Source organism: Simiduia agarivorans SA1 = DSM 21679, assembly GCF_000305785.2.
GTDB lineage: Bacteria > Pseudomonadota > Gammaproteobacteria > Pseudomonadales > Cellvibrionaceae > Simiduia > Simiduia agarivorans.
The window spans coordinates 1,960,004-1,981,611 of record NC_018868.3 but is presented as its reverse complement, the minus strand read 5'-3'; the positions used below and the strand labels follow the sequence as shown (position 1 = coordinate 1,981,611).

At 51.0% G+C, this 21,608-nt stretch carries 17 protein-coding genes; 10 read left to right on the top strand and 7 right to left on the bottom strand.

All coding sequences use genetic code 11. The annotated features are described in order from the left end of the window. Positions 1-22: 22 nt before the first annotated feature. From M5M_RS08775 to tviB, 3 genes are read right to left on the bottom strand one after another with little or no spacing between them, the layout of a single operon-like run. Complete coding sequence (locus M5M_RS08775) at positions 23-919, bottom strand: XrtA system polysaccharide deacetylase (RefSeq protein ID WP_244431070.1); 897 nt, start codon at positions 917-919, stop codon at positions 23-25. A 14-nt stretch (positions 920-933) separates the two neighbouring features. Further along, positions 934-1,941, bottom strand: a complete 1,008-nt coding sequence (locus tag M5M_RS08770) for an NAD-dependent epimerase (RefSeq protein WP_015047136.1) — start codon at positions 1,939-1,941, stop codon at positions 934-936. A gap of 25 nt (positions 1,942-1,966) precedes the next feature. Next, positions 1,967-3,241: a Vi polysaccharide biosynthesis UDP-N-acetylglucosamine C-6 dehydrogenase TviB gene (gene tviB / locus M5M_RS08765; RefSeq protein ID WP_015047135.1), complete on the bottom strand. Its 1,275-nt coding sequence runs from the start codon at positions 3,239-3,241 to the stop codon at positions 1,967-1,969. Between the two features lie 245 nt (positions 3,242-3,486). Between tviB and M5M_RS08760 the strand changes: the two genes are divergently transcribed. Genes M5M_RS08760 through M5M_RS08730 form a run of 7 tightly spaced genes read left to right on the top strand, consistent with a single transcriptional unit; the run spans position 3,487 to position 13,370 of the window. Then, entirely contained in the window at positions 3,487-4,953 is a 1,467-nt protein-coding gene (locus tag M5M_RS08760; protein ID WP_338057827.1) for a TIGR03013 family XrtA/PEP-CTERM system glycosyltransferase, read from the top strand. Positions 4,954-4,983: 30 nt separating this feature from the next. After that, positions 4,984-5,595: an XrtA/PEP-CTERM system exopolysaccharide export protein gene (locus tag M5M_RS08755; RefSeq protein WP_015047133.1), complete on the top strand. Its 612-nt coding sequence runs from the start codon at positions 4,984-4,986 to the stop codon at positions 5,593-5,595. A 28-nt stretch (positions 5,596-5,623) separates the two neighbouring features. Then, entirely contained in the window at positions 5,624-7,132 is a 1,509-nt protein-coding gene (locus tag M5M_RS08750; RefSeq protein WP_015047132.1) for an XrtA system polysaccharide chain length determinant, read from the top strand. An 18-nt stretch (positions 7,133-7,150) separates the two neighbouring features. Beyond that, complete coding sequence (locus M5M_RS20145) at positions 7,151-8,353, top strand: tyrosine-protein kinase family protein (RefSeq protein ID WP_015047131.1); 1,203 nt, start codon at positions 7,151-7,153, stop codon at positions 8,351-8,353. A 20-nt stretch (positions 8,354-8,373) separates the two neighbouring features. Beyond that, entirely contained in the window at positions 8,374-9,663 is a 1,290-nt protein-coding gene (locus M5M_RS08740; protein ID WP_015047130.1) for a porin family protein, read from the top strand. 21 nt (positions 9,664-9,684) lie between these two features. Then, positions 9,685-12,324, top strand: coding sequence for a tetratricopeptide repeat protein (locus M5M_RS08735; RefSeq protein WP_015047129.1), 2,640 nt, complete (start codon positions 9,685-9,687; stop codon positions 12,322-12,324). Then, the gene (locus tag M5M_RS08730; protein ID WP_015047128.1) at positions 12,321-13,370 is read left to right on the top strand and encodes a GNAT family N-acetyltransferase; all 1,050 of its coding nucleotides are present in this window, start codon (positions 12,321-12,323) and stop codon (positions 13,368-13,370) included. The genes M5M_RS08735 and M5M_RS08730 overlap by 4 nt, the downstream gene beginning before the upstream one ends. Here the strand turns inward: M5M_RS08730 and M5M_RS08725 are convergent. Genes M5M_RS08725 through M5M_RS08715 form a run of 3 tightly spaced genes read right to left on the bottom strand, consistent with a single transcriptional unit; the run spans position 13,351 to position 16,908 of the window. Then, positions 13,351-14,634 (bottom strand): GNAT family N-acetyltransferase, encoded by a 1,284-nt coding sequence (locus tag M5M_RS08725; RefSeq protein WP_015047127.1) that lies wholly within the window; start codon positions 14,632-14,634, stop codon positions 13,351-13,353. The genes M5M_RS08730 and M5M_RS08725 overlap by 20 nt on opposite strands. Continuing rightward, a complete protein-coding gene (locus M5M_RS08720) occupies positions 14,627-15,760 on the bottom strand; it encodes a DegT/DnrJ/EryC1/StrS family aminotransferase (RefSeq protein ID WP_015047126.1) in 1,134 nt (377 codons plus the stop codon). The genes M5M_RS08725 and M5M_RS08720 overlap by 8 nt, the downstream gene beginning before the upstream one ends. Continuing rightward, a complete protein-coding gene (locus tag M5M_RS08715) occupies positions 15,760-16,908 on the bottom strand; it encodes a glycosyltransferase family 2 protein (RefSeq protein WP_015047125.1) in 1,149 nt (382 codons plus the stop codon). Before M5M_RS08715 ends, M5M_RS08720 begins: the two co-directional genes overlap by 1 nt. Positions 16,909-16,983: 75 nt before the next feature. Here M5M_RS08715 and M5M_RS08710 point away from each other — a divergent pair, with 75 nt between their 5' ends. Genes M5M_RS08710 through M5M_RS08700 form a run of 3 tightly spaced genes read left to right on the top strand, consistent with a single transcriptional unit; the run spans position 16,984 to position 20,605 of the window. Further along, a complete protein-coding gene (locus M5M_RS08710) occupies positions 16,984-18,084 on the top strand; it encodes a glycosyltransferase (protein WP_015047124.1) in 1,101 nt (366 codons plus the stop codon). After that, positions 18,075-19,568, top strand: coding sequence for an exosortase/archaeosortase family protein (locus M5M_RS08705; RefSeq protein ID WP_015047123.1), 1,494 nt, complete (start codon positions 18,075-18,077; stop codon positions 19,566-19,568). Before M5M_RS08710 ends, M5M_RS08705 begins: the two co-directional genes overlap by 10 nt. Then, the gene (locus M5M_RS08700; protein WP_015047122.1) at positions 19,568-20,605 is read left to right on the top strand and encodes a polysaccharide deacetylase family protein; all 1,038 of its coding nucleotides are present in this window, start codon (positions 19,568-19,570) and stop codon (positions 20,603-20,605) included. Before M5M_RS08705 ends, M5M_RS08700 begins: the two co-directional genes overlap by 1 nt. Here M5M_RS08700 and M5M_RS08695 read toward each other — a convergent pair. Next, entirely contained in the window at positions 20,583-21,587 is a 1,005-nt protein-coding gene (locus M5M_RS08695) for a polysaccharide deacetylase family protein (protein WP_015047121.1), read from the bottom strand. The two genes, M5M_RS08700 and M5M_RS08695, sit on opposite strands and share 23 nt — an antisense overlap. Positions 21,588-21,608: the final 21 nt, after the last annotated feature.

Sequence of the window (21,608 nt, the reverse complement as noted above, 5' to 3'; positions counted from 1 at the left end):
GCCGTGGGCGGGCCGTGAGCCTTTAAGCTTTAAGGTCTGCCAGCGCAATGGTGGTCAAGTCCTCAGCTTGCAGGCATTCGCTCATGGTGCCGAACTCAAAATCCCGAAGCAGTTTTTTCAGGCGATTTTCACAGCGCGCCAAATTGGTGTAATGACGGAATCGGGAAAACCAGCTTGCACCCGGTATCCGGGGTTGATCGGGGTCTATTTCCCAGGGGTGCAAATAAAATATCTGCGGGCGCTGGCCGTTTTCGCTGGCGCGGTTAAACAATAAGCGGGACAGCCAATAGGGGTATTGCCTGAAGTAGCCGCCGCCGGCGGCAGGCAGTTTCAGCGGCCCGAGCTTGGCCATGGTGAGCGGGAACTCGGTAATACGACCGCCCGCCGGGGTCGCAATCTGATACGGCTGTTCAGGGCTGCCGGGGATGCCATAGTTGTCATGGCGGGTCGGGAAAATGCTCGAGTCCCACTGGAAGCCGAGGTCAGCCAATATTTCGATTGCCCAGAGTGATTTGCGGGTAATTGAATAACTGGCCGCGCGGTATCCGGTGACCGCGGTCCCCAGGGCGTCTTCCAGAATCGCTTTGGAGCGGTGGGTTTCCGCTCTGAACACGTCGGGTGTTTGCGAATAGATCAGCTGATGGCTGTAGCCATGGGAGGCGACTTCATGGCCTCTTCGTGCGATCTCTTGCACCAGAGCGCCATTGCGTTCGGCCACCCAGCCGAGCACAAAAAATGTCGCTTTTATACCGGCTTCATCGAAAAGATCCAGGATGCGGCGGGTACTGGCATCTGACCGGCTCGGCCATTGGCCCCAGTCGTCGGGGTTTATCACATCCTTGAAGGCGGCAACGTGGAAATAATCTTCCACATCAATCGTCATGGCATTTTTCATTGCCGTTTCCCTGGCTTTACTCACGTTACGGTCCCTGCTCAGACTTTATAGTAATCCCGGTACCATTTGACGAAGTGTTCAATGCCCACTTCGATGGGGGTTGTGGGTTTGTAATCCACATCGTCAATCAATGCATCAACATCGGCATAGGTTGCGGGCACATCACCTGCTTGCAATGGCAGCAGGTTCATCTGGGCTTTCTTGCCCAGGCAGTTTTCCAGAATCTCAATGTAGCGCAGTAGCTCTACCGGGTTGTTGCTGCCGATGTTGTATAACCGGTACGGTGCCTTGGAGGTGGCCGGATCGGGGCTGTCACCGCTCCAGTTGCTATTAGCTGGCGCTATGTGATCCAGCGTGCGCACCACGCCTTCGACGATATCATCAATGTAAGTGAAGTCGCGCTGGTGCTTGCCGTAGTTGAATACATCAATGGGCTCGCCAGCCAGTATCTTCCGGGTAAAAATGAACAGTGCCATATCCGGGCGGCCCCACGGGCCATACACGGTAAAGAACCGCAGGCCAGTGGTGGGGATGTTGAACAAGTGGCTGTAGGTATGGGCCATCAGTTCGTTGGCTTTTTTGCTGGCGGCGTACAGGCTCACGGGGTGATCTACGTTGTTGTGCACTGAAAACGGCATCGCTGTATTTGCGCCGTAAACAGAACTGCTGGACGCATAGACCAGATGATCTGTGCCCTGATGGCGGCAAGCCTCAAGGATATTCAGGAAACCCGTGATATTTGCATCGATATAGGCTTGGGGGTTTTCCAGTGAATAGCGCACGCCGGCCTGCGCGGCCAGATTCACGACCCGGTCGGGTTTGTGCTCCCGGTAGACTTTATCGACAGCGGCTTTGTCTTCAATCGCCAGCTTGGCGAACTGAAAACCGGGCTGCGAGGTCAGGCGGTCCAGACGAGCGTGTTTGAGGGTAACGTCATAATAGTCGTTCAGGTTATCGACACCGATAACCTCATCGCCCCTTGCCAGCAGCCGGTGGGACAGCGTTGAACCAATAAACCCGGCTGCGCCAGTGACCATTACTTTCATTTTGTTAACTCCCTGTTGATGCGCGCTAGAGGCGTCCGTCTACTTCATCCTTGGGTAGAATGTGCTTTACGTCGAATAGCACGGAACTGCTTTTGCCCAGTTTGCGGATGTCGGCCGCACCCATGTCGCGGAACTGCTGATGACCAACGCAGATGATAATGGCATCGTAATTGTTGGCCTGAGGGGTCTCCAGCATTGTCAGTCCGTACTCGTGTTCGGCTTCGGCCGGGTCAACCCAGGGGTCGTAGATATCAATGTCTGCGTGATAGGTCTTCAGCTCGGCAACAATGTCGACCACCCGGGTGTTGCGCAGATCCGGGCAGTTTTCTTTGAAGGCCAGTCCCATCAACAATATGCGGGATCCCACCACATGGATGCGGCGCTGGGTCATCATCTTGATCACGGTTTCTGCGACAAACCCGCCCATGCTGTCATTGATGCGGCGGCCGGCGAGAATCACCTCGGGGTTGTAGCCAACCTGCTGGGCCTTATGGGTCAGGTAATAGGGGTCCACGCTGATGCAGTGGCCGCCCACCAGTCCGGGCCTGAACGGCAGGAAGTTCCATTTGGTGCCTGCAGCCTCCAGCACCTCCAGGGTGTCGATATTCAGGCGCTTGAATATCAGCGCCAGTTCGTTCACCAGGGCGATATTGATGTCGCGCTGCGTGTTTTCAATGACTTTGGCGGCTTCAGCCACCTTGATTGAGCTGGCCTTGTGGGTGCCCACCGTGACAACCCGCCGATAAAGGGCGTCCACATAGTCGGCCACCTCCGGCGTTGAGCCGGATGTGACCTTGACAATATTGTGGACCCGGTGGGCCTTGTCACCCGGGTTGATCCGCTCGGGACTGTAACCGGCGTAAAAATCCTGATTGAAAGCCAGGCCCGAAACCCGTTCGATAATAGGAATGCAATATTCTTCTGTGCAGCCCGGATAAACGGTGGATTCGAATACCACGATACTGTTCTTGCCAATGACCCTGCCCAACAGCTCAGAGGCCTTTTGTAGCGGCGTCAGATCGGGTTGTTTGGCGTCTGTGATCGGGGTAGGGACAGTTACGATATAGACGTCACAGGCCTTGATCTCTTCCTCGTTGGCGGTATAGCGGATGTGTGTGGCCGCCGCCAGCTCTGCGCTGCTCAGCTCCAGTGTATGGTCTTTGCCTGCATTGAGCTCAGTAATCCGCCGTTGGTGGATGTCAAACCCAAGTGTATTGACCTGCTTGCCAAATTCCACTGCGAGCGGTAGTCCTACGTAGCCCAGGCCGATAACGCAAACAGAGGGAGAGGGGTTGAACATAAGATACTATCCGTGATCGTAAGTCTTTATACGGGAGGTTTTGAGAGGCGCGTACGGTACCACATTTTCCGATAATCCGCGTCTGAACGATAGTGCTAGGTGAGCCACTCTTTATTCATGCTTTAGGTTGAGGAAATTGTCATAAAAAAGTCTATAATAGCGGGCTAACCTTTAAATCCGCGCTGTTTGTGTGGGTAAGCAAGGGTATACCGTATGCAGTCAATGATGGCCCCGGGCCCGTAACGGTGGCATGCGAAGTACAGTCAGGACGTAGCGATCAAAGGGATTTTCGGGTGGCTTACATTCGCCTCAATAAACACTATATTCACCAGCACTACCTCGCACTGGGCATAATAGAAGTCTTTACCCTGGTGTTGGCCGCCTGGCTGGCCGTGCGATTGCCGTCTGTGCTGTCGGGTGAATCCCTATTTGCCGGCATTGATGTCGGTTTTCTCGTCCCGGCGTTAATCTTCTCGGTCGTCTTGAGTTGCTGTACCCTGGCAATGGGCGTCTATATCTCTTTGGTGCGAGAGGGCTACGCCAGTATGGTGTTGCGCACCATAGTCAGCTTCTTCCTGCTCGGCAGCCTGTCTCTCTACATTGTCGATTTAATCACCAGCGGCAACCTGTTTGATAGCGCACTCCTGTTTTGGGGGGTGTTGTTTGCCACATTGATGGTCTTTCTGATTCGCGCATTGTTTATCTCTTTTGTTGATCTGGCCAATCTGCAGCGCAGAATCCTTGTTTATGGTGCGGGCCAGCAAGCGAGCGAATTGCTTAATCGCATCGCCAGTCAGCCGTCCAGACTGGGGGTGACCGTAGTGGGTTGCGTGCCAGCGGGCTCGGAACCGGTGGAGGTTGATCCGCAATTGTTGTTGCGGCCTGAGTCCAGTTGGTTGGCGCTGGCGCGCAAGCATGATGTCCATGAGATTGTGATGGCCCCTGATGAACGACGCCGGGACAAGGGGACGGGCATGCCGGTGCAGGAATTACTGGATTGTAAAGTGTCCGGCATTCCCACTACAGACCTGTTGAGCTTTGAAGAACGCGAGCTCAATGCGATTGATGTTGATTCGCTCAAGCCTTCCTGGTTGCTGTTTTCCGATGGATTCAGGGTCTCGCGCCGGCACGCGTGGGCAAAGCGTTTATTCGATGTGGCAGTATCCGGAGTGTTCCTGGCCCTGCTTTGGCCTGCAATGTTGTTGACCGCGCTTGCCGTAAAGTTGGATAGCAAGGGCCCTGCACTCTATTCGCAACTGAGGGTTGGCTTGAATGGACGTGTATTCAGGATTTATAAGTTCCGGAGCATGAGGACAGACGCCGAGGTGGCAGGTAAGGCCGTCTGGGCCAAGGAAAATGATAATCGGGTCACGCGCGTGGGCGCTTTTATCCGAAATACCCGGTTGGATGAACTGCCACAGCTCTATAATGTACTGGCGGGTCACATGAGTTTTGTCGGACCAAGGCCGGAGCGTCCTGAATTTGTTGAAGACCTGAAGCAGCAAATCCCTTTTTACGATGTTCGCCATAAGGTGAAGCCGGGTCTTATGGGCTGGGCTCAATTGAAATATCCCTATGGTGCTTCGGTAGAGGACGCCAAAAACAAACTGAAATACGACCTTTATTACGCCAAGAATCATGGTTTTTTAATGGACCTCCAGATTCTTGTTCAAACCGTCGAGATCGTATTGTTAGGTAAAGGGGTCAGATAACCCCGCACTTGGTTAAAGGAGACAACCAGAATGAAATCTGCATGCTACCTTCTGTTGCCGTTGTTATTTGCGCTGGCTTCCTGCAGCAGCCAGGGGCCGGTAACGCCCCCGCCCACAACAGACTACACTCCCGTGGCCGATTACCGCGTGGGCGTAGGCGATGCGCTGCAAATTAGTGTATGGCGCAATGAGGAGCTGAGTGTGGCAGTGCCGGTCCGCCCTGACGGCAAGATATCTATGCCGCTTATCGGCGACATTGTTGCCGCTGGTCACACGCCGGTAGAGCTTGCTGGCCAGATTACCCAAGGGCTGAAAAGCTTTGTGAGAAATCCCCAGGTTACCGTAATCGTGGTAAATCCCAGCAGCGCCGATTTCCAGCGACGCATCCGTATTACAGGGGCTGTTCAGGCACCTCAGTCAATTCCTTACCGCGAGGGTATCACGGTCCTGGATCTGGTTTTGCTGGCAGGTGGTACCAATGAATTTGCGTCGGGTAATAACGCAAAACTGTACCGCCGGATCAATGGTGAAACCAAGGTCTATCCCATCTATCTGGATGATTTAATCAATAAGGGTAAAACCGATACCAACTACCCATTGATTCCGTCCGATATTGTCACTGTGCCGGAAAGGGCGTTCTGACTGCTATTGGCAGTTGTGAAGAGGATTTATGGATAAAGTATTAATTGCAGAGTTATTGCGAGCACTGAAGCTGGAACTTATACGGTGGCGGTTTGTGGCTGCTGCAATGTTCGTGCTGCTTAGTTTTGCAATTTTAGGTGTGGGCTATTTATGGCCTCACAAATACACCACCAGTGTCTCGCTGTATTCCGATGTGACCAACATCATTGAGCCTTTGTTAAAGGGTAGGGCGTCGGTAACAGAGGTTGATCATTCCGCGCAGGCGCGCGAAATTATTTATGGGCGTTCTATTCTCGAAGCGGCAGGTCGGGAAACCGGCAAGATATCGCCGACTATGACGCCGGAGCAGGTTGATCGGGTGGTGCGTCGAATTCGGGATGGCTTATGGGTTAAATCCGAAAAAGCAAACTACTTCTCCATTACATACACCTCGAGTAGTCAGGATGATTCGTTCGAGACCTTGTATGCTGTAACAACGCTGTTTATTAACTACACGGAGCGTAAAAAACGTGAAGAAAGCATGGGGGCATTCAATTTTATAGATGCCCAGGTGCAGTCATACAAGCGGCAGCTGGAATTGGCTGAAGAACGTCTTAAAGAGTTCAAGTCCAATAATTTGGATGGTACCGAGGCGTCTGTGAGTGCGCGTATTGCCCAGCTCAGAATTGATGTTGAAACGCTCAATATCGCCATCGAAGAGAGCCAGTCCCGTATCAGAACGATAAAGCAGCAATTGGATAGCGAGGGTCAGTATCTCCAGGCCAAAGGTCAGTTGGACGACTTGAGGGCTCGCAGGGCTCGATTGTCTGCTAATGTTGAACAGTTGCTCCTGAGTTACCAGGAAAGCTATCCGGATGTGGTGTCCCTGAGGGCACAAATCAATGAAATCGATACATTGATTGCGCAGGCAAAAACCGAAGGCGATGTGGTTTCGCAAACAGTGGAGAATCCATTGTATGAAGAGCTGCGCAAGCAGGTTTCGCTTGCCGAGGTTGAATTAAGAGCGCAACTGCGACGCAAGGAGTCATTGGAAAAACTCATGCAGCAGGAGCATGAGCGCGCCCAACGGGTGGCGGCGAATCAGGCTCAGCTTTCGGAGTTAACGCGGGATTACAATGTAACACGCGATGTCTATGAGGAAATGCTCCAGCGTAAAGAGTCTGCCCGCTTATCCATGACGCTGGATCAGGAGGGGCAGGGGGTTACCTATCGCATTCAGGATCCCGCTACTTTCCCTCTCCGGCCGTCAGGCATTCATTACGCTCATTTTGCGGCAGCGGCTCCGTTACTTGGCTTTTTGGCGCCTTTCGGTATTTTGATTCTGGTTGTGTTGATTGACCCTCACTATCGTTCAACCAGGATTCTGCAACAGCAAATGCCGCCAGAAATTCCGCTGGTGGGGGTGGTCCCACATTACGACTCACCGCTGGCTCAACGATTGATTAGAAAAGACGTTTTGGTTGTACTCTTTTTAGTCACCTTTGCCATGGTTGCCTACATCGGGTTGGCACTCTACTGGTACGACATGCGCATGTAATGCGCGGAAGGTAAATGAATGGGTGCGACAACTCGAAAAATAGATACGGTAGAGCAGCAGTTTGATGCCGCCGATCGCGCGTTGAAGGAAGGGCATGCTGATCAGGCCTATGAGCTGCTTGATTCTCTGCTCAGGGATCACCCAACACACTACCGGTCGTTGCTTTTGCAGGGTGCGATCGCAATGGGTAAATCCCAGTACGCAAAATGCGAAATATACACCCGGGCAGCGTTGAAGCTGCTTCCCGAAGGGGGGCCGCTGGACCTGCAAAAGGCTGTGGTTATGGCACAACTTGCCGATTCACTGCAGTATCAGGGGAAAAATGCAGAGGCGAGAAAAATTCGATTGCTACTAGAGCGAGCGAATTTGTCGGGTGCCAAAGCAAACGCCGGTGAAGGTGATGAAGGTCAGCCCGTGCGCGAACCAAACAGCGGTAGAGACGGTCGAGAGCAAGTAAAGCCAATGGAAAATAGTCAGTCGGTCGGAGTCACCATGGAAAAACCTTTGGGCGATCAGGCGTCGCAATCCAGCATGCATAAGCCCATAGCAAATATTCGGAAGATGGTGCAGTCGCCTCTTTGGACACAGGATGAACTCATTGAGAGGAAAGTCGTTTACGTTGGTATGCGTCAGCGTGAAATTCTCAATGCACTACGCGAAGTGCGGATAAAGCTCCTGGAGGGCGCGCAGGACGATAACCTGGTTGTACTGGTTTCCTCGCTGAAGGTCGGTGGAGGCGCCAGCTTTTTTGCCTATAACCTGGCCGCAACGTTTGCTCTTGATCCGAATAAAACCGCTTTGTACGTAGACTGCAATCCGTATGATTCATGTGCGGATCGTTATGTAAATGGTGTAATCACTAAAGGCTTATCGCACTATTTGCAAGATAGTAAGGTTCAGATTGAGGAGATCATCTATTCCTCCGGTGTTGAACGAGTCAGGGTTATTCCGGGAGCGGATTCGAATGAGTCTGCTGCTGAGCTTTTTTACACACAGCGAATGAAACTGTTTATTAATGAAATAAAAAATCGTTATCCGGATAGGTTCATTATCCTGGATGCGCCATCGATTCAGTCCAGCACTGAGGCAAGGATATTGGCGCAGTATTGCGATAAAGCCTTGCTGCTGGTGCCCTTTGGCAAGGCGACGAAGGACGAAGTGATGGCCGGTGTTGACGCTGTTGGTCGGGGTCGGTTTGCTGGATTGGTTTTCAATTATTAAAGCAAAAAAGGAATGCTGTTATGAACAGGGTAAGCAGAAAGCGCAATGCGATATCGGCTGTCTTGTTTGTTGCTGCTCCACTGGTTACATCTTTGGCTGTTGCCGAAGGTGATTGGGGAGGTTCTGTCGGGGTAGCCGTTAGTCAGGATGACAACGCCCGAAAATCCGATGTCAACCAGATTGAAGAGCGGCAAGATGAGGCCACGGCTCGATTGTATGCGGACTATAAGGGCAGCTGGTACCTGTTTGATGCTGACTACACGGCTCGCTATCTGAATTACAGCAAAGATTCGCAGGACGATAGAAACCAACTGGATGGTCGTGCAAGCCTATTTCTTGGCAAGCCAAAAGGTTGGGCGAGCCTCGCAGTGGGGAACGAGCGGCGATCTGTCTACAATGCGCCCGAGGACGCTCCAATCTCAGAAAACCTGGATGATAGATCGGTCTGGTATGTGGAGCCTTCGCTGATTGCCAGGTTCGGCTCGGTTAATTCGCTCACATTGGCGGGGCGGGCAGAGCAGGTTTCCTACCGGTACAACAGTCTGCGTGACAGTGAGCCAAAAACTGCATCGCTAACGTTTCAGCGAGATGTATCGAGTGTCAGTTTTTTTCAGGCCTATGGTGGCGTCAGGAGTGTCGAGTACCCTAATGGCACCTTGGATGATTATGAAAACCAGTTTGGTGGCATTGCGTGGAATAGCCGGCTGCGCCTGCTGAGCTACGAGCTGAAGCTGGGCTATAACAAAGCGACTTTTGAGGATAACGGTGCTGATTACGAAGCGCCGAGTGTTTATCTGACGTTGGATTACAACTCTTCAGTCAATCGTTTTCTGTTCGAGCTTTCGCAAGACATTACTGATACGTCATCTGGCAGTGCATTATTAGACGATGTGCCAGAAAATCCAGAGGCGGATGGCGTGGGCGTCGATCAAATTGAGCGACAGCGTGCTCGCGCGGTCTGGACGTCACAGGGGTTATGTGGCCGTTGCGAAACGACTTTAGGCTACCGATACCAATACGACGATTATCGAAGAGACATTCGAGATGGATCAACGGAGGCGTTTACGGCTGGCTTCCGCTACCGTTTTAGCGAGAGTCTTCGAAGTTTCGTTCAATATGAGCGCTCCAAGCTTGATTACAGGAGCGATGCGCTCTTTGGTTATGAGGCCGATCGTATCGATGTGCGATTGGAGAAAACACTCGGCGCGCAGCTGGCGGCAAGAGTTTTTTATAGCTATGAGCAGCGACAGGCTCAGGTCGACTATGACCAGAATATTCTTGGCATAGGTTTGACCTATACATTTAAGTGACGTCCGGAAGGGAAGCAAGCAATGATTAATCGGCTCACATTCGCAGCACTATGTATTGCAGTGCTTTTTTTTGGCGCGGTAGGGTGTGCGAGCGATAAGGAAAGTCAGCAAGATAAGGCGGAGCGCCATCTGAAGTCGGCTCAATCCTACTACCGGCAGGGGCAGTATCGCGCTGCCATGCTGGAAGCCAGAAATGTCATTCAGCAGGGTGAGCGACTGGTGCCCGCCTATGAGTTGCTGGCGAATGTGTATAACCAAGTTGGAGCATTCCGGCAAACGCAGCGGATACCGGAAGAGGTCGTTGCGCAAAGCGATTTTTTAGCCATTGCATTAGCTGAAGCCTATGTGGCCAGCAAGAAATATCGATCAGCAATAGAAGTGTTGAATACAATCGTCCTGAGCCCTGATACTGAAAAGGGGTTGCGCTATTTTAAGGTTAAGGGAGAGGCTCTGCTCTATCTCAATGACTACGCCGGCCTTGAGCAGCATATCAAAGAGTTAGGCAAGGTCAGTGGGAAAGAAACCCTGTCACTTCGAGGTTATTTGGAGGCAGCTTATCAGCTGGCAGGCAATAATCCGCTTGCAGCGAAGGAGCTTCTCGATGGCGTTATTGAGTCGCACCCTGATTATTTTCCGGCGCTTACGTTAAGAGGCGATATTGCCCTTTATTTTAATGAGCGTGAAGCCGCGGAACGCTATTACACCGAAGCGCTTGCCACCCTGAAGAGCGCAGATGTGCTGACAGCAGAGCGTGCCACCGTTTTGGGGCGACTCATCGAAACTCTCACCCAGTTGGGACGTGCCACAGAAGCTTATACCTATCAAAAAATACTGAGCGAAGCCAATCCGGAAGGGATTTCAGCGCAACAGCGGTTTGCAGAAGCACTGGAACGTTTTTCCAGTGGTGATCTTGAGGGCGCCAGTAAAATATTACAGGAACTGCATGATCAATTTCCTGAAGATCAGAATGCGGGTACCTTGCTGGGTGTTGTATCGCAGAAGTTAGGAAATTTTGATCGTGCAGATGAATTGTTTGGTCAGTATGTTGATGCGGAAACGGTTACGCCGGAAGTTATCCAGGCGGCGACCATTGCAAAGCTAAGCACCCAGCAACCCGATGCAGCGCTATCTATGCTTCAGCGGGCGTGTGAGCTGCAGCCGGAAAATGCCGCAATTTGGGCAACCTATGGCTTGGCGCTTGCCGAATTAAAGTCTGACCCGAAGGACGTGGTGCGTGCACTGGAGCGAAGCCTCGCACTTAAACCGGAGCAGGCGAGGCTGCGAATTGCTTTGGCAGCCGCCTATAACCAATCAGGAAAAGAGCAGCAGGCTCGCGCCCAGCTCAGTAAGGCCTACGATTTAGCTAAAACCGATCTGCTTGTGCAGCAGGCTTACTATCGCCTATTGGCGGCCGTTGGAGAAGTCGATCTGCTTGAGCAGCTGATTAATGAGTTTATGAAATCCCACCCGGAGTTGCCGCAGGGTTATTTCTTTTCCGGGTGGTATTTAAACAGCCAGGGTGAGTTGAAGAAGGCGGAAGCTGCGTTCGAACGCGCTTTGAGTATGGACGACAAGAAAGTTGCGTCAATTACTTATGCCGCATTGGCAGAAGTGCACGAAAAGATGGGTGAGCCGGTAAAGGTTACTCAAGACTGGGAAAATGCGATGGTTGCAATGCCGGCAGCACTTTTTGCTTACGAGCGCTGGGTGGTTAGCCTGTATCGCCGGAATATCATCGACACTGCTGAGGCACGGTTGGCTTCGCTTAAGATACCCGATGAGTATTGGCAACCTGAATACACTTTGGCCAATCTGGCGCTGCGGCAGAAAGATTATGACAAGGTTTTACAGTTGTCAGAAATCGTGTTGGAAAAGCGTCCTGGGTTTGAGCGTGCGCATGCATTGGCAGCGGAGGCTTATCAGCAGAAAGCTTTTCAAGCATACGCCAATGGCGATCTTAATTTAGCGAAAAAACACTTCCTGAATGCTGCGGCTGAAATGCCACGCCACATGGGCTATCTGGCAAATTTGGTCAAGCTGGAGTTGGATGCAGGAAATGCAGCCAGTGCACAATCAATGCTCGACCAGTTTAATGCGGGGCAAGGCGATCAGGCTACGCGCGCATACCTGCAGGGTAAAATTTTTGAACACCAGAAAAAGTTACCTGATGCATTGATGGCATACCGTACTAGCTGGGATCACGCCCCTTCCGATCTTGCCGGGCAGGCATTGTTTGTTATGTTACGTCAGGCAAACGAGCTCACCAAGGCTGCGTTATTTCTGGATGAATGGCATAGCGGTTTGCCCGATTCCGCCCAGCCCCTGGTATACAAAGCCATGAATGCACAGGCGGAAAAAGACGAAAGTGGCGCAAAGGCTTACTATTTGAAAGCGTTGGAAATCAACAAGGCCCAACCTGTGGTGCTGAACAATCTGGCATGGATCGTTCAAAAAGATTCAATTGAAGAAGCCCTGAAGCTTGCTCGTCGTGCGTACGATTTAGCCCCTTCTTCGCCAGCGATTATCGACACGTTGGGCTGGTTTATGGTCGAGGCGGGTGAAGTGCAGGAGGGGGTAAAGTTACTCGAGCAGGCAAGTCGACTTGCGCCGGACAATGCTGAAATCGCGACCCATCTGGAACGTGCAAGAAGCCGCCTTTGAACGATAGTAAGTTAATGCACGCAGGCACTCCAGGTGCCTGCGCAGTACGGCCCGGTTTGTTCCGTTCGGCGTCATGGCTCAGGGCATGGGATCAGGTCTGGCCCTGCGACGTGCCGGAACGGCCGATTTATTCCGGCCACTCGTCCAACCTGATTCAATATCCCATCAACCTTGCCAAGTTGCTTAGATTCCAAAGCGCGGCGCCGAAAGCCATCTCTACACCTTGTCTCGAAGGGTTTGCTAGCGAATATTTATGTTTCAATTCGCCGGCGGACTTCTCCCTGTTTTTACAGGAAGCAGAGTCGGGGCAATGGGATCAGCTTTATTTGCGTGGCCTTCTCGACAAAGACTTCGAAGTGGATTTACTCAAACAGTACTGCCTTACGCGTGGATATCTGTTAATGCGGCGGGAGGATATGCCGGCATATGGCATCAATACAGCCAATGCAACGTTTGATGATTATTGCGCAGGTCTCGGAAAGTCCACAAGAGATAGGGTGCTGGGTGGGCGTCGTCGACTTCAGAAAAGAGGCGAGCTTCACCGGCGTAATCTTTGGCCGGATATTGACCATTTCCTGAAGATCTTGAATCAATTTCATGAGGTGCGTTGGGGAAAGCCGTGTATTGTTGGAGAGTCGGAGCAGTTTATAAGATTGTTTCTGACTCACTTGCAGCAAGAAGGCGGGTGCGTCGATCTGTCTGCTCTGATGCTCGATGATAAATGTGTATCCGTCATGCTCGACGTAGAACTTGATGGGTGGGTCTACAATCTGCAATCAGGATTTTCAGCGCTGGATTTTGGGCGGGTATCTCTGGGCATGGTTCATTTTGGCATGCAGATCGAGCAATCGTTTAGCTTATCTCGTTGTCACTATTATGACTTTATGGCAGGTGACGGCAAGTCGGCAAACTATAAAGCGTCGATTGCCAACAATACCCTTTCCATGGGGGACTACTATGTGGTTCGCTCAATCGGGTTAAAACTTGCCTACCAATTAAATGATTGTCTCAAGCGCAATAAGAATATTACGCGATACCCCGAATAATATAAGCACCTATCGGACGCGCAAGCCATACGGGTAGCTGTTGCCAGCACTTCACTAAAAGACCAAACTCCTTCGCAGCGGGGGCAGCAGAGCTTTGTTGGGTGTTCGATATTGTGTACCAATAGTGTTGTACAGGGTTGGCGCCCCACTGCTTTTTGAACTTAAAGGTCCCTGCGTCAATGCTTGATCGTCCAAAGTCAAAGAATGCGAAATTGTGTTCTACCGCATAAGTCAGGACTTGATGATAGAACCACATGTTGGCATTTAATCTATTGCCACTTCTGGTTGTGGACGCCCATGGAATTTCCAGCGTAGTGTCACTTGCTACGAGCAGGCCTGCGGATACTGGATGATCATCAAGGTAAGCCACGGCTAAGATGCATCGCTCACCGAGTTGGTTAAGTAAGTGTGTAAAAAATGTTTTGCCGTGAAAGGGAGACCCAAGGTCCCTCATGTTCTCAGAAAGTACCTTGTGAAAGTCGTCCAGTAAATCCGAATGCCCCGTTTCGAAGCTGAATGAATTATCGCCGGCTTTTTTAACCTGCGATCTTACTTTTGAGCCTAATGAACCATCCAGCGCGCTGCTGTTGGAGGGCAGCGGAAGAATCATGGATGCTTTATCTGTTGAGCAGCTGAATGGCAATCCCTCCAGACAGGTTCTGATGAGTATGTGTTTGAGTTGGTATTCTGTCAGCAGGGTTTTGCAATAAGCAATAAGCGCTTCAGCAACATCGGAATAGTGGGTGAGTGGGCCGCCATAATTAAAATAAGGAATTGAGGCGCCGTAGCGACCGAAAATAGGGCTGTCGAGTATTACGATAGGCAGAACGCCAAGAATGGCGTCGCCCTCCTTCGCTAACAGGACTATAGCGTCATGTTGATAGGCCTGATGAATCGCGTTCAAAAGCGCGGGGCCGTGGCAACTGGTTGTTCGCGTATGCTTCTCAGAGAATTCCTGCCAGCCTTGTGATTCAAGGTCGGCCTCAATGATCGTGAAGTCAGTGCCAGCGCGTTTTTGCAGAGGTTCAAACGCAGGAGGAATTAGTGCCTTGATCTCGTCTTCGTTGGAATCGCAGACCTTATTTAGTTGCTGTTTAAGCGATTTTTCCAGCAGCTTCAAATCTGCACTGTCGACCCTGTTTTGCTCTAGCAAATCGCTGGTATCCTCACCCTCGCGTGCCTCTATCGCTTTGCGAGTCGCTGAAATCCGTTGTCTTAGCTGTTTTATCTGCCGTTTAAGCTCTTTGGGTGTAGGCTTAGTCATGGGCGTTTGATCCGGATATCAGTTGTAAAAGCTTATTGATTTGTGTCGCTCGCAGCCTGCCGTGACAGGGTAGGGTAATCAGTCTGTCGGCGAGCACTGCAGCGTTTTTGCAATCGTGTCGTGTAATCGCGTCCGTTGGGACGCCTGCAACTTCTATTATGGGTTTCTGATACATTGGGCTCAGACCGAGGCTCGCACCCTTGCGAAGCACTTCATCCCGGTGGACCTTGTCTTGCAATAGAACTGGAATTCTGAGCAGGCGGCTCTGTCGATAGTGACTGAGATCGTTGATGGGCTGCATGCCAGTATGATCTTCCAGGTGGGCCACAATGGCCTGTTGAGCCTGATTCGGCCCTCGTTGCCAGGCTGCGATATTGGCGGCCAGGAGCTGCATATCTGCCGCGTGGTATCTGGTTACTTGTTTTAGTGGGTGGAACTCGGTTTTGCCTGGGCGAATGACGCCAAACAAAAGCGCGAGGCGATACACTTCGGGGGTCAGAATCGTGTTAAATGCGCAGATCTTAAGCGGTGATAACGACGGCGGTGCAAATTCGAAGTTTTCCCAACTTTTCCCGGCCTGCTGTTTGAAATTCGGCGAACAGATGACTGCGCCAGCGGTCAATATACTCGCAGGTTTCCCTTTGCCAAAAGAACGAATTGCCAGCCCGTCAATTGGCATCCGCGTGTCTGAGGCCTGTGGATGGTATTGGGCCCAATCCTCAATGATGATGGCTTTTGATTCGCGCGCGCGGAGCAGTTCTTTTACGTGCTCAATATGCTCATGCAATCCGCAAAAATTGACGCAAATGACAGCTAATGTATCCGAATCCAGCATGGCATCAAGTGACTGGCGGCAATAAAAGGGTGCATCTGGCAGCGTGTCTGCCACTCGGATTTCGACGTCCGCGTATAGGCAGGCAGCAACCAAGTCGGGACAACAGTAGCCGGGAATTATGACGTGAGGCCTCGCCAATTGACGCGAGTCCCTTGTTAACCGTATTGCTGCTGCCAGCGCCGCCGTGCCGGATTCGAAATAGCTTGTCAGATGCCCGTCAAGGAGAGTACCTGGCGGTTCCTGCGTAGACAGTAAGATACTTTCACCCACGGGGGCGGCTGTGCCAAACATCACCGCTTGGATGGCTCCCACACCGTCATTCGCTTGCCGGAAACGAATTGTATGCCTGCGTCTAACAGCGCGAAATTAACGCGAACAAAAAATACCATCAAGCGGATCACACTCACGGACTGCAGCGCTGGTAGGGCGTGACCAAGCAGCGCCAGGCTGTAGAAGCCAAGCTGACAGGCTAACAGGGCCTGGTAAATCCAGGCGCCGCCGGACATAACCAGGATGGCATTAAGGAATAAGCAGGCAACCATAAAGCAGGGCACCAGCCAGCGCATGATTTTGTGACTGAACAGCTGAAATGCGAACAAGCCAAATGCCAGAGGGTTGAGGCAGGCAGGATTGCGCGATACGGCGGTCATGCCTCTGATGACAGTGCGTAACTTACGTTGGTATTCCTTTTTAGGGTCGGCCAAGTCTTTGTAGTATCCCAATACATCGGGTGCGGTAACGGCCTTGTACCCCTGGCGGGCACACTGCAGTGCCGTATTGAAGTCACTCGGCGATCGGATGTCCCACTCCTGGCAAATATTGATGCGGGCAGCAAAAAAAGAACCGCTCAGGCCAACCAGCCCTGCGAGTTTGGATTCCAGGCTGCGTAGCCACATTTCATAGCGAACATACAGGCCTTCGCCCGGTGTCTCGTTGTTGTCATTGGCGATGAAGCGGTCTTCGGATGAAATCGCGCCGATACGCGGATCGTCGAAATACTTTACAACGTGAACCAGGGCGTCTTCCGGTATTTTTGTACTAACATCCGAAAAAACCACTATACTGCCAGCACAATGAGCAATAGCGTGTTTTTGGGCGTTTTCCTTGCCGAGTCTCTGTTCCGGCCGGACCAGCTTTACACCCCTATCCGCATAGGCGTTGACGATTTCGTCGGTTTTGTCGGTTGAGCCATCTGATGCGACGATTATTTCGAGTTGCCCGGGGTAGGTAACCTTTAAGGTGTCATCAAGCTTGTCTGCGATATTCCGCTCTTCGTTGTACGCGGTAATGACCAATGAGACAAACGGCAACTCGTTGGTTATGTTCTCAGCCGAAGGCTTTGCATTCTTGGCTTTGGTAAGCAAGAGCAGTATGAAAGGGTAGAGGAAATAGCTGTAAACCACTCCCAGCAAGCTGATCCAGAATGCCGCGGTTAACATTTGACGTCCGTTCCAAATATAATTGCAAGCGTGGTAAAATAGCGGGCTGTAAAAGGATTTGCAAGGGGTTCGCCCATGGTATCAAAGGTTTTACACGTGGCGTCTGGCGATTTGTGGGCTGGCGCGGAAGTCCAGATTTGGATGCTGGTTCGCAACCTGAAACGACAAGGGCTTGATGTCAGGGTCTTGTTGTTGAATGAGGGTGAGTTGGCGCTGCGCCTGCGTAAGGACAAAATCCCCGTATACGTTCTTGATGAATCCAAATTATGTTTCGCTACCCTAGTGTTTGCCTCCAGGCAAATAGTTCGTGATTTCCAGCCTCATATTATCCACAGCCACCGGCTAAAAGAACATCTGATCGCAGCGCTCTGCAAAGGATTGAGTGGCGGAATGCAATTGTTCCGTACCGTGCACGGCGGGGCCGAATTTACACCATCGATTCCTCAGCGTGTTCTTCGTGGCTTAGATCAATGGATGGCTCGTCGTAAATGCGTACGTACCATCGCTGTATCTGAGCCTATGTTGCCAGAGCTGCAAGCACAGCTGGGCAGCTCTCGAGTGAGTTTGGTTGAAAATGCCATTGATCTATGTGCTCTCGAGTCTGCCGTAGCGGCTGCGAGCAAGGATTTGGAGCAGGATAAATTGCACATTGGCATAGTGGGCCGGCTAGAGCCTGTAAAGCGAGTTGATAGGTTTATACAGGCGGCAACTGAACATTGCAGCATGAACCCTGACAGTCATTGGCGATTTCATATCGTTGGCGATGGGTCGGAGCGATCATCGTTGATGGGCAGTGTCAAAGCCGCGGGTCTTGAACATAGGGTCAGCTTCCACGGTCATGTCAACAACTCTGCCGGCTATCTCTCTCAGTTCCACGCGGTGGTCATGTGCTCGGAGCATGAAGGTATGCCGATGGTTGGCTTGGAAACATTGGCTTTGGGTAGGCACTTGGTATGTAACGGTGTAGGTGGATTGGGCAGTTTGAAAGGTTTCAACGGTTGCCACATTTATGATCAATCTAAACCCCATGCTTTGCTGGAAGCATTACAGGTGGTAGCCGGGCAGGAATCCTGCCGAGATGATCGTTTTATGCGGCGTTATTCCGCTGATCAGATGGCAGTGAGGATGTGCGAGCTCTATGGTGCGCGACAAGCTGAGGTGGCTACATGTCAGTAGTTGCTGGATTGTCGAGAAACCGCAATTTTACCAATGTTGTTTTAGTGCTGCTATTACTGGTCTTTTTCTTGCCTGTTATTGAAGCATGGCGTGCGCTGGCAGGTTACTGGGGCAAGTTTTCAGAAACCTATGCACATGGTTATATGGTGCTGGCTTGTACGTTGTACCTTTTGTATGAGCGGCATCAACAGGACGGAGCTTTTGCAGCTGCTGCTGCAAAGTATGAAACGTTTCTAGCAATGATGACCTGTGTTGCTATGGGGGGTTTATTTGTTCTTGCAGACTATGTGCAGGTCCGCATTGTAATGTTGCTGTTAATGCCTGCTCTGTTGTTTGCATGGGTGTACGGTGTGTTTGGCGGGGCCGCTGCTAGGGCAACGATAATCCCCATAGGGCTTTTGTATACTGCCATCCCCTTTTGGGAAGTTTTGAGCGTACCTCTCAGGGTTGTGGCTGTGGCTGTTACAGAGTTCGGGCTCGAGATACTGCAGATTCCAGCTTACATCGATGGTTTTAAAATTGAATTGGCGTATGGTGTTCTTGAGGTTGCGCACGGATGTAGTGGCTTGGTCTATTTGTTAACCAGTCTGGCGCTTTCTATTATTATGGCGGCCTTGTACTTCCCTCTTTTCACTCAGCGCGTAATGATTGTTTTGGCGGCTTGTGTTGTTGGCGTGGTTGCCAACTGGGTCCGAATATATTCGTTGGTACTGATTGCTCATTATTCCAAAATGGAAAGCGCGCTGGTTTATGACCATGAATTCTATGGTTGGGTTGTCTATCTCGCTTTCTTCGGGTTATTCATGTTTGTGCTGATGAGGCGGGCCGCGAGTGGAGCAGAAACGTCGGAAGCGGCGCCGGAACCCGATTCCCAGGCCATTAAAACACGGGTCATTGCTGCGGTCCTTCTAAGCGCTAGTCTTGCTGTTTCCACACTTATTATATCGCGAGTATTAAACTCTCCAGATGTCCCTGCTGCGTCAGGTCGATTTACGATGCCAGGCTTTAGACCATTGCATGCGCCGGAGCCGTCTGTTCGTTTTTTAGGTTATGACGAATATTCTGCTTGGGAGGGGAGTTTGTCTGGTATTCCGGTTCGGACTGATCTGTTGCTCTATTTTAAGCAAGAACAGGGAAAGGAACTTGCTTATTATCTTAATGACATCGCGCTCCGTGAAGAGGTTGCTGTGCGCACTACCAATATTGATGGATTCAATGTCAAGCAGTTATATGGCGCATTGCGGGGCCGTTTAGTGGCTTGGCAGTATCGAGTTGGTGGATATGCGACTACGCACTCGCTTAAATTAAAGCTTTACGAGGCGTTAAACGGATTGACCGGTGAATCAGTATCAGCTCTTCATACCCTAAGTTATCTCTGCAAGTCTCGTCGATGTACGGATGAAGAGTGGAATCAGTTTCGGCAGCTCGATTTTTCGGCAGTAGCAGCTTCTATGGATGTGGTTGTTTCTGAGGCGAGTCAATAATGCGTGGAAATATAAAGTCAGCACTTGTAAAAACGATGGGGCGCCTTCCATTTGGATTGTGGCCTGCTGTCACGCGTGGCACTTTCATTCCGGTCTTTATGTTGCATAGGTTCGAGATACCAGACCTCGAATTGCCTGGACACAGCACGAGCCAGGTTAAGCGGTTTTTGGAGTTTTTGAGGCGGAAGAAGGTAGATATTATTTCGCTCGAGCAGGCCATGAACTATATATCGTTAGGTGAACGTCTTAATCGTCCGGCCGTCGCGTTTACGATAGACGACGGTTATCAGGATCACTTGGATATTGGGCTGCCAATTTTCAAACAATACGATGTGCCCTGCACATATTTTTTGCCGACGGAAATAATTAAGCAGGGAAGTTGGATCTGGGACGCTAAGCTGCAGTTTTTGGTTGATGAGGCTTTTGAGAATCCTCAAGCCCTATCAGCGTTGGCCGCCCGGTTTGATCTGGATGCGTTCGCTGGGAAAGAGGCTTTTTGTGAATCTTTGGTTTGCAGGATAAAACTGCAGCAGCCCGAACAGGTAGACCAGGCGCTGAATGATATCGCTGAAATTGCGGGGGTGTTAGTGCCCACGAAGCCTACCGAAAAATATCAAACTATTGATCTGTCCTCCGTACGCACGCTTGAAAATGATGGAATGCTTATAGGGCCGCATTCGCGAACGCATAGGATTCTGACGAGTCTGGATGATCAGCGCGCGCAGGATGAAATTGCGGGTTCTTGGCTGGATCTACAGGAAATGTGTGATTCTCCACTGTCGGTATTTTGTTATCCCGTGGGCAAGTCTACTGACTATTCGGCCAGGGAGGCTTCATTGGTCGCCCGGTCGGGTATGCAAGCTGCGGTGACTGCTGTTCCAGGTTCTATGCTAATAGATTCAAATACGAATATGTATACGCTGCCTCGCTATGCTTTGCCCGCTGAATACGACGATTTTATTCAGTACTCTACCTGGATAGAAGAGGCGAAAACCGTATTGCGAAAGCAGCGATTTAAAGCAGGCCAGAAAGCCTAGATTTAAATGCTATTTTGGTGCGGGTTGCATCGTTGTGGATAGCTATCCTTTTTAAAAGGTGTGTCGATGCTAAGGGTAATGGATTTTTGCCATTCTCAGTAGTCACTGCACCGGTGTAATGAGTCATTACCAGTTGTTCGGTTTGTTTCGAGGTATTGCCGTTGGGGTAACAAAAAAGCAAAACCGGCTTGCCTAATTTTTGCTCGATATCATTCCTGCTTAAAACAATTTCCGAAGTAAGGTCAGTTTCGTCGTTAAGCAGGTTCAGGCGGTAATGTTTTCTCGTATGTGATCCGAAATCAATCAGAGGGTCTTGGGCCATTTCCATCACCTGCGTCCAATTCATCAGGCCCGGCACGTCCGCTCGACGAAGCGATTGCAGGTTGGGGGGAAGTGCGTCCAGAGCGCGGTAAATTTCTTTGTCTGTATGGCGTTTTAAGCTGCGAATCAGGTTGGAGCCGAACTCCCTTTCGGTTAATTGCGGATTTATGTCCACGTCTAGAGTGAAGGCATTTAAGAAGGCGTCGCGCGCATGCTTCAATAGCCGGTTGACTTGATTAGGCCAAAAATCGAGATCGGTCCCAATGTAGTCTGACGCGAGAAAGATAGTGGCGGGCATCCGGTGCTTTTTGAGTAGCGGCCAGGCGAACTGATAATTGTCTGCCCAGCCATCATCAAAAGTGATAGCGCATTTGGGTTTTTTGCTTAATTTGGTGGTTTTGTCGGTCAGAAAACTCTGTAAGCCAATGACCTCAAAGTGCTGACTTAATATCTCTAAGTGTAAATCGAACGTTTGAGGCTCAACCACCATGCCGGGTTCTTCTTCAGCGTAGCGCGGATCATCCGCGGGGAGCACTCTGTGGTACATTAGTATCGTCAGAGCATCCCGATCGCTACTGGAGGTTGCGTGAAAGGCAACCGCGCCGATGGCTTGCAAGGCCGATTTTATTACGGATTTAGTGGCGGGAATGATTTTTCGCATGGGCCTCGGAAGGGTTATTTG

Coding starts and splice junctions, on each gene's coding strand:
- M5M_RS08720 (WP_015047126.1), bottom strand. CDS start 15,760: ATGTTTGGCACAGCCGCCCCCGTGGGTGAAAGTATCTTACTGTCTACG.
- M5M_RS08710 (WP_015047124.1), top strand. CDS start 16,984: ATGGTATCAAAGGTTTTACACGTGGCGTCTGGCGATTTGTGGGCTGGC.
- M5M_RS08755 (WP_015047133.1), top strand. CDS start 4,984: ATGAAATCTGCATGCTACCTTCTGTTGCCGTTGTTATTTGCGCTGGCT.
- M5M_RS08705 (WP_015047123.1), top strand. CDS start 18,075: ATGTCAGTAGTTGCTGGATTGTCGAGAAACCGCAATTTTACCAATGTT.
- M5M_RS08735 (WP_015047129.1), top strand. CDS start 9,685: ATGATTAATCGGCTCACATTCGCAGCACTATGTATTGCAGTGCTTTTT.
- M5M_RS08700 (WP_015047122.1), top strand. CDS start 19,568: ATGCGTGGAAATATAAAGTCAGCACTTGTAAAAACGATGGGGCGCCTT.
- M5M_RS08770 (WP_015047136.1), bottom strand. CDS start 1,941: ATGAAAGTAATGGTCACTGGCGCAGCCGGGTTTATTGGTTCAACGCTG.
- M5M_RS08715 (WP_015047125.1), bottom strand. CDS start 16,908: ATGTTAACCGCGGCATTCTGGATCAGCTTGCTGGGAGTGGTTTACAGC.
- M5M_RS08725 (WP_015047127.1), bottom strand. CDS start 14,634: ATGACTAAGCCTACACCCAAAGAGCTTAAACGGCAGATAAAACAGCTA.
- tviB (WP_015047135.1), bottom strand. CDS start 3,241: ATGTTCAACCCCTCTCCCTCTGTTTGCGTTATCGGCCTGGGCTACGTA.
- M5M_RS08750 (WP_015047132.1), top strand. CDS start 5,624: ATGGATAAAGTATTAATTGCAGAGTTATTGCGAGCACTGAAGCTGGAA.
- M5M_RS08740 (WP_015047130.1), top strand. CDS start 8,374: ATGAACAGGGTAAGCAGAAAGCGCAATGCGATATCGGCTGTCTTGTTT.
- M5M_RS08695 (WP_015047121.1), bottom strand. CDS start 21,587: ATGCGAAAAATCATTCCCGCCACTAAATCCGTAATAAAATCGGCCTTG.
- M5M_RS20145 (WP_015047131.1), top strand. CDS start 7,151: ATGGGTGCGACAACTCGAAAAATAGATACGGTAGAGCAGCAGTTTGAT.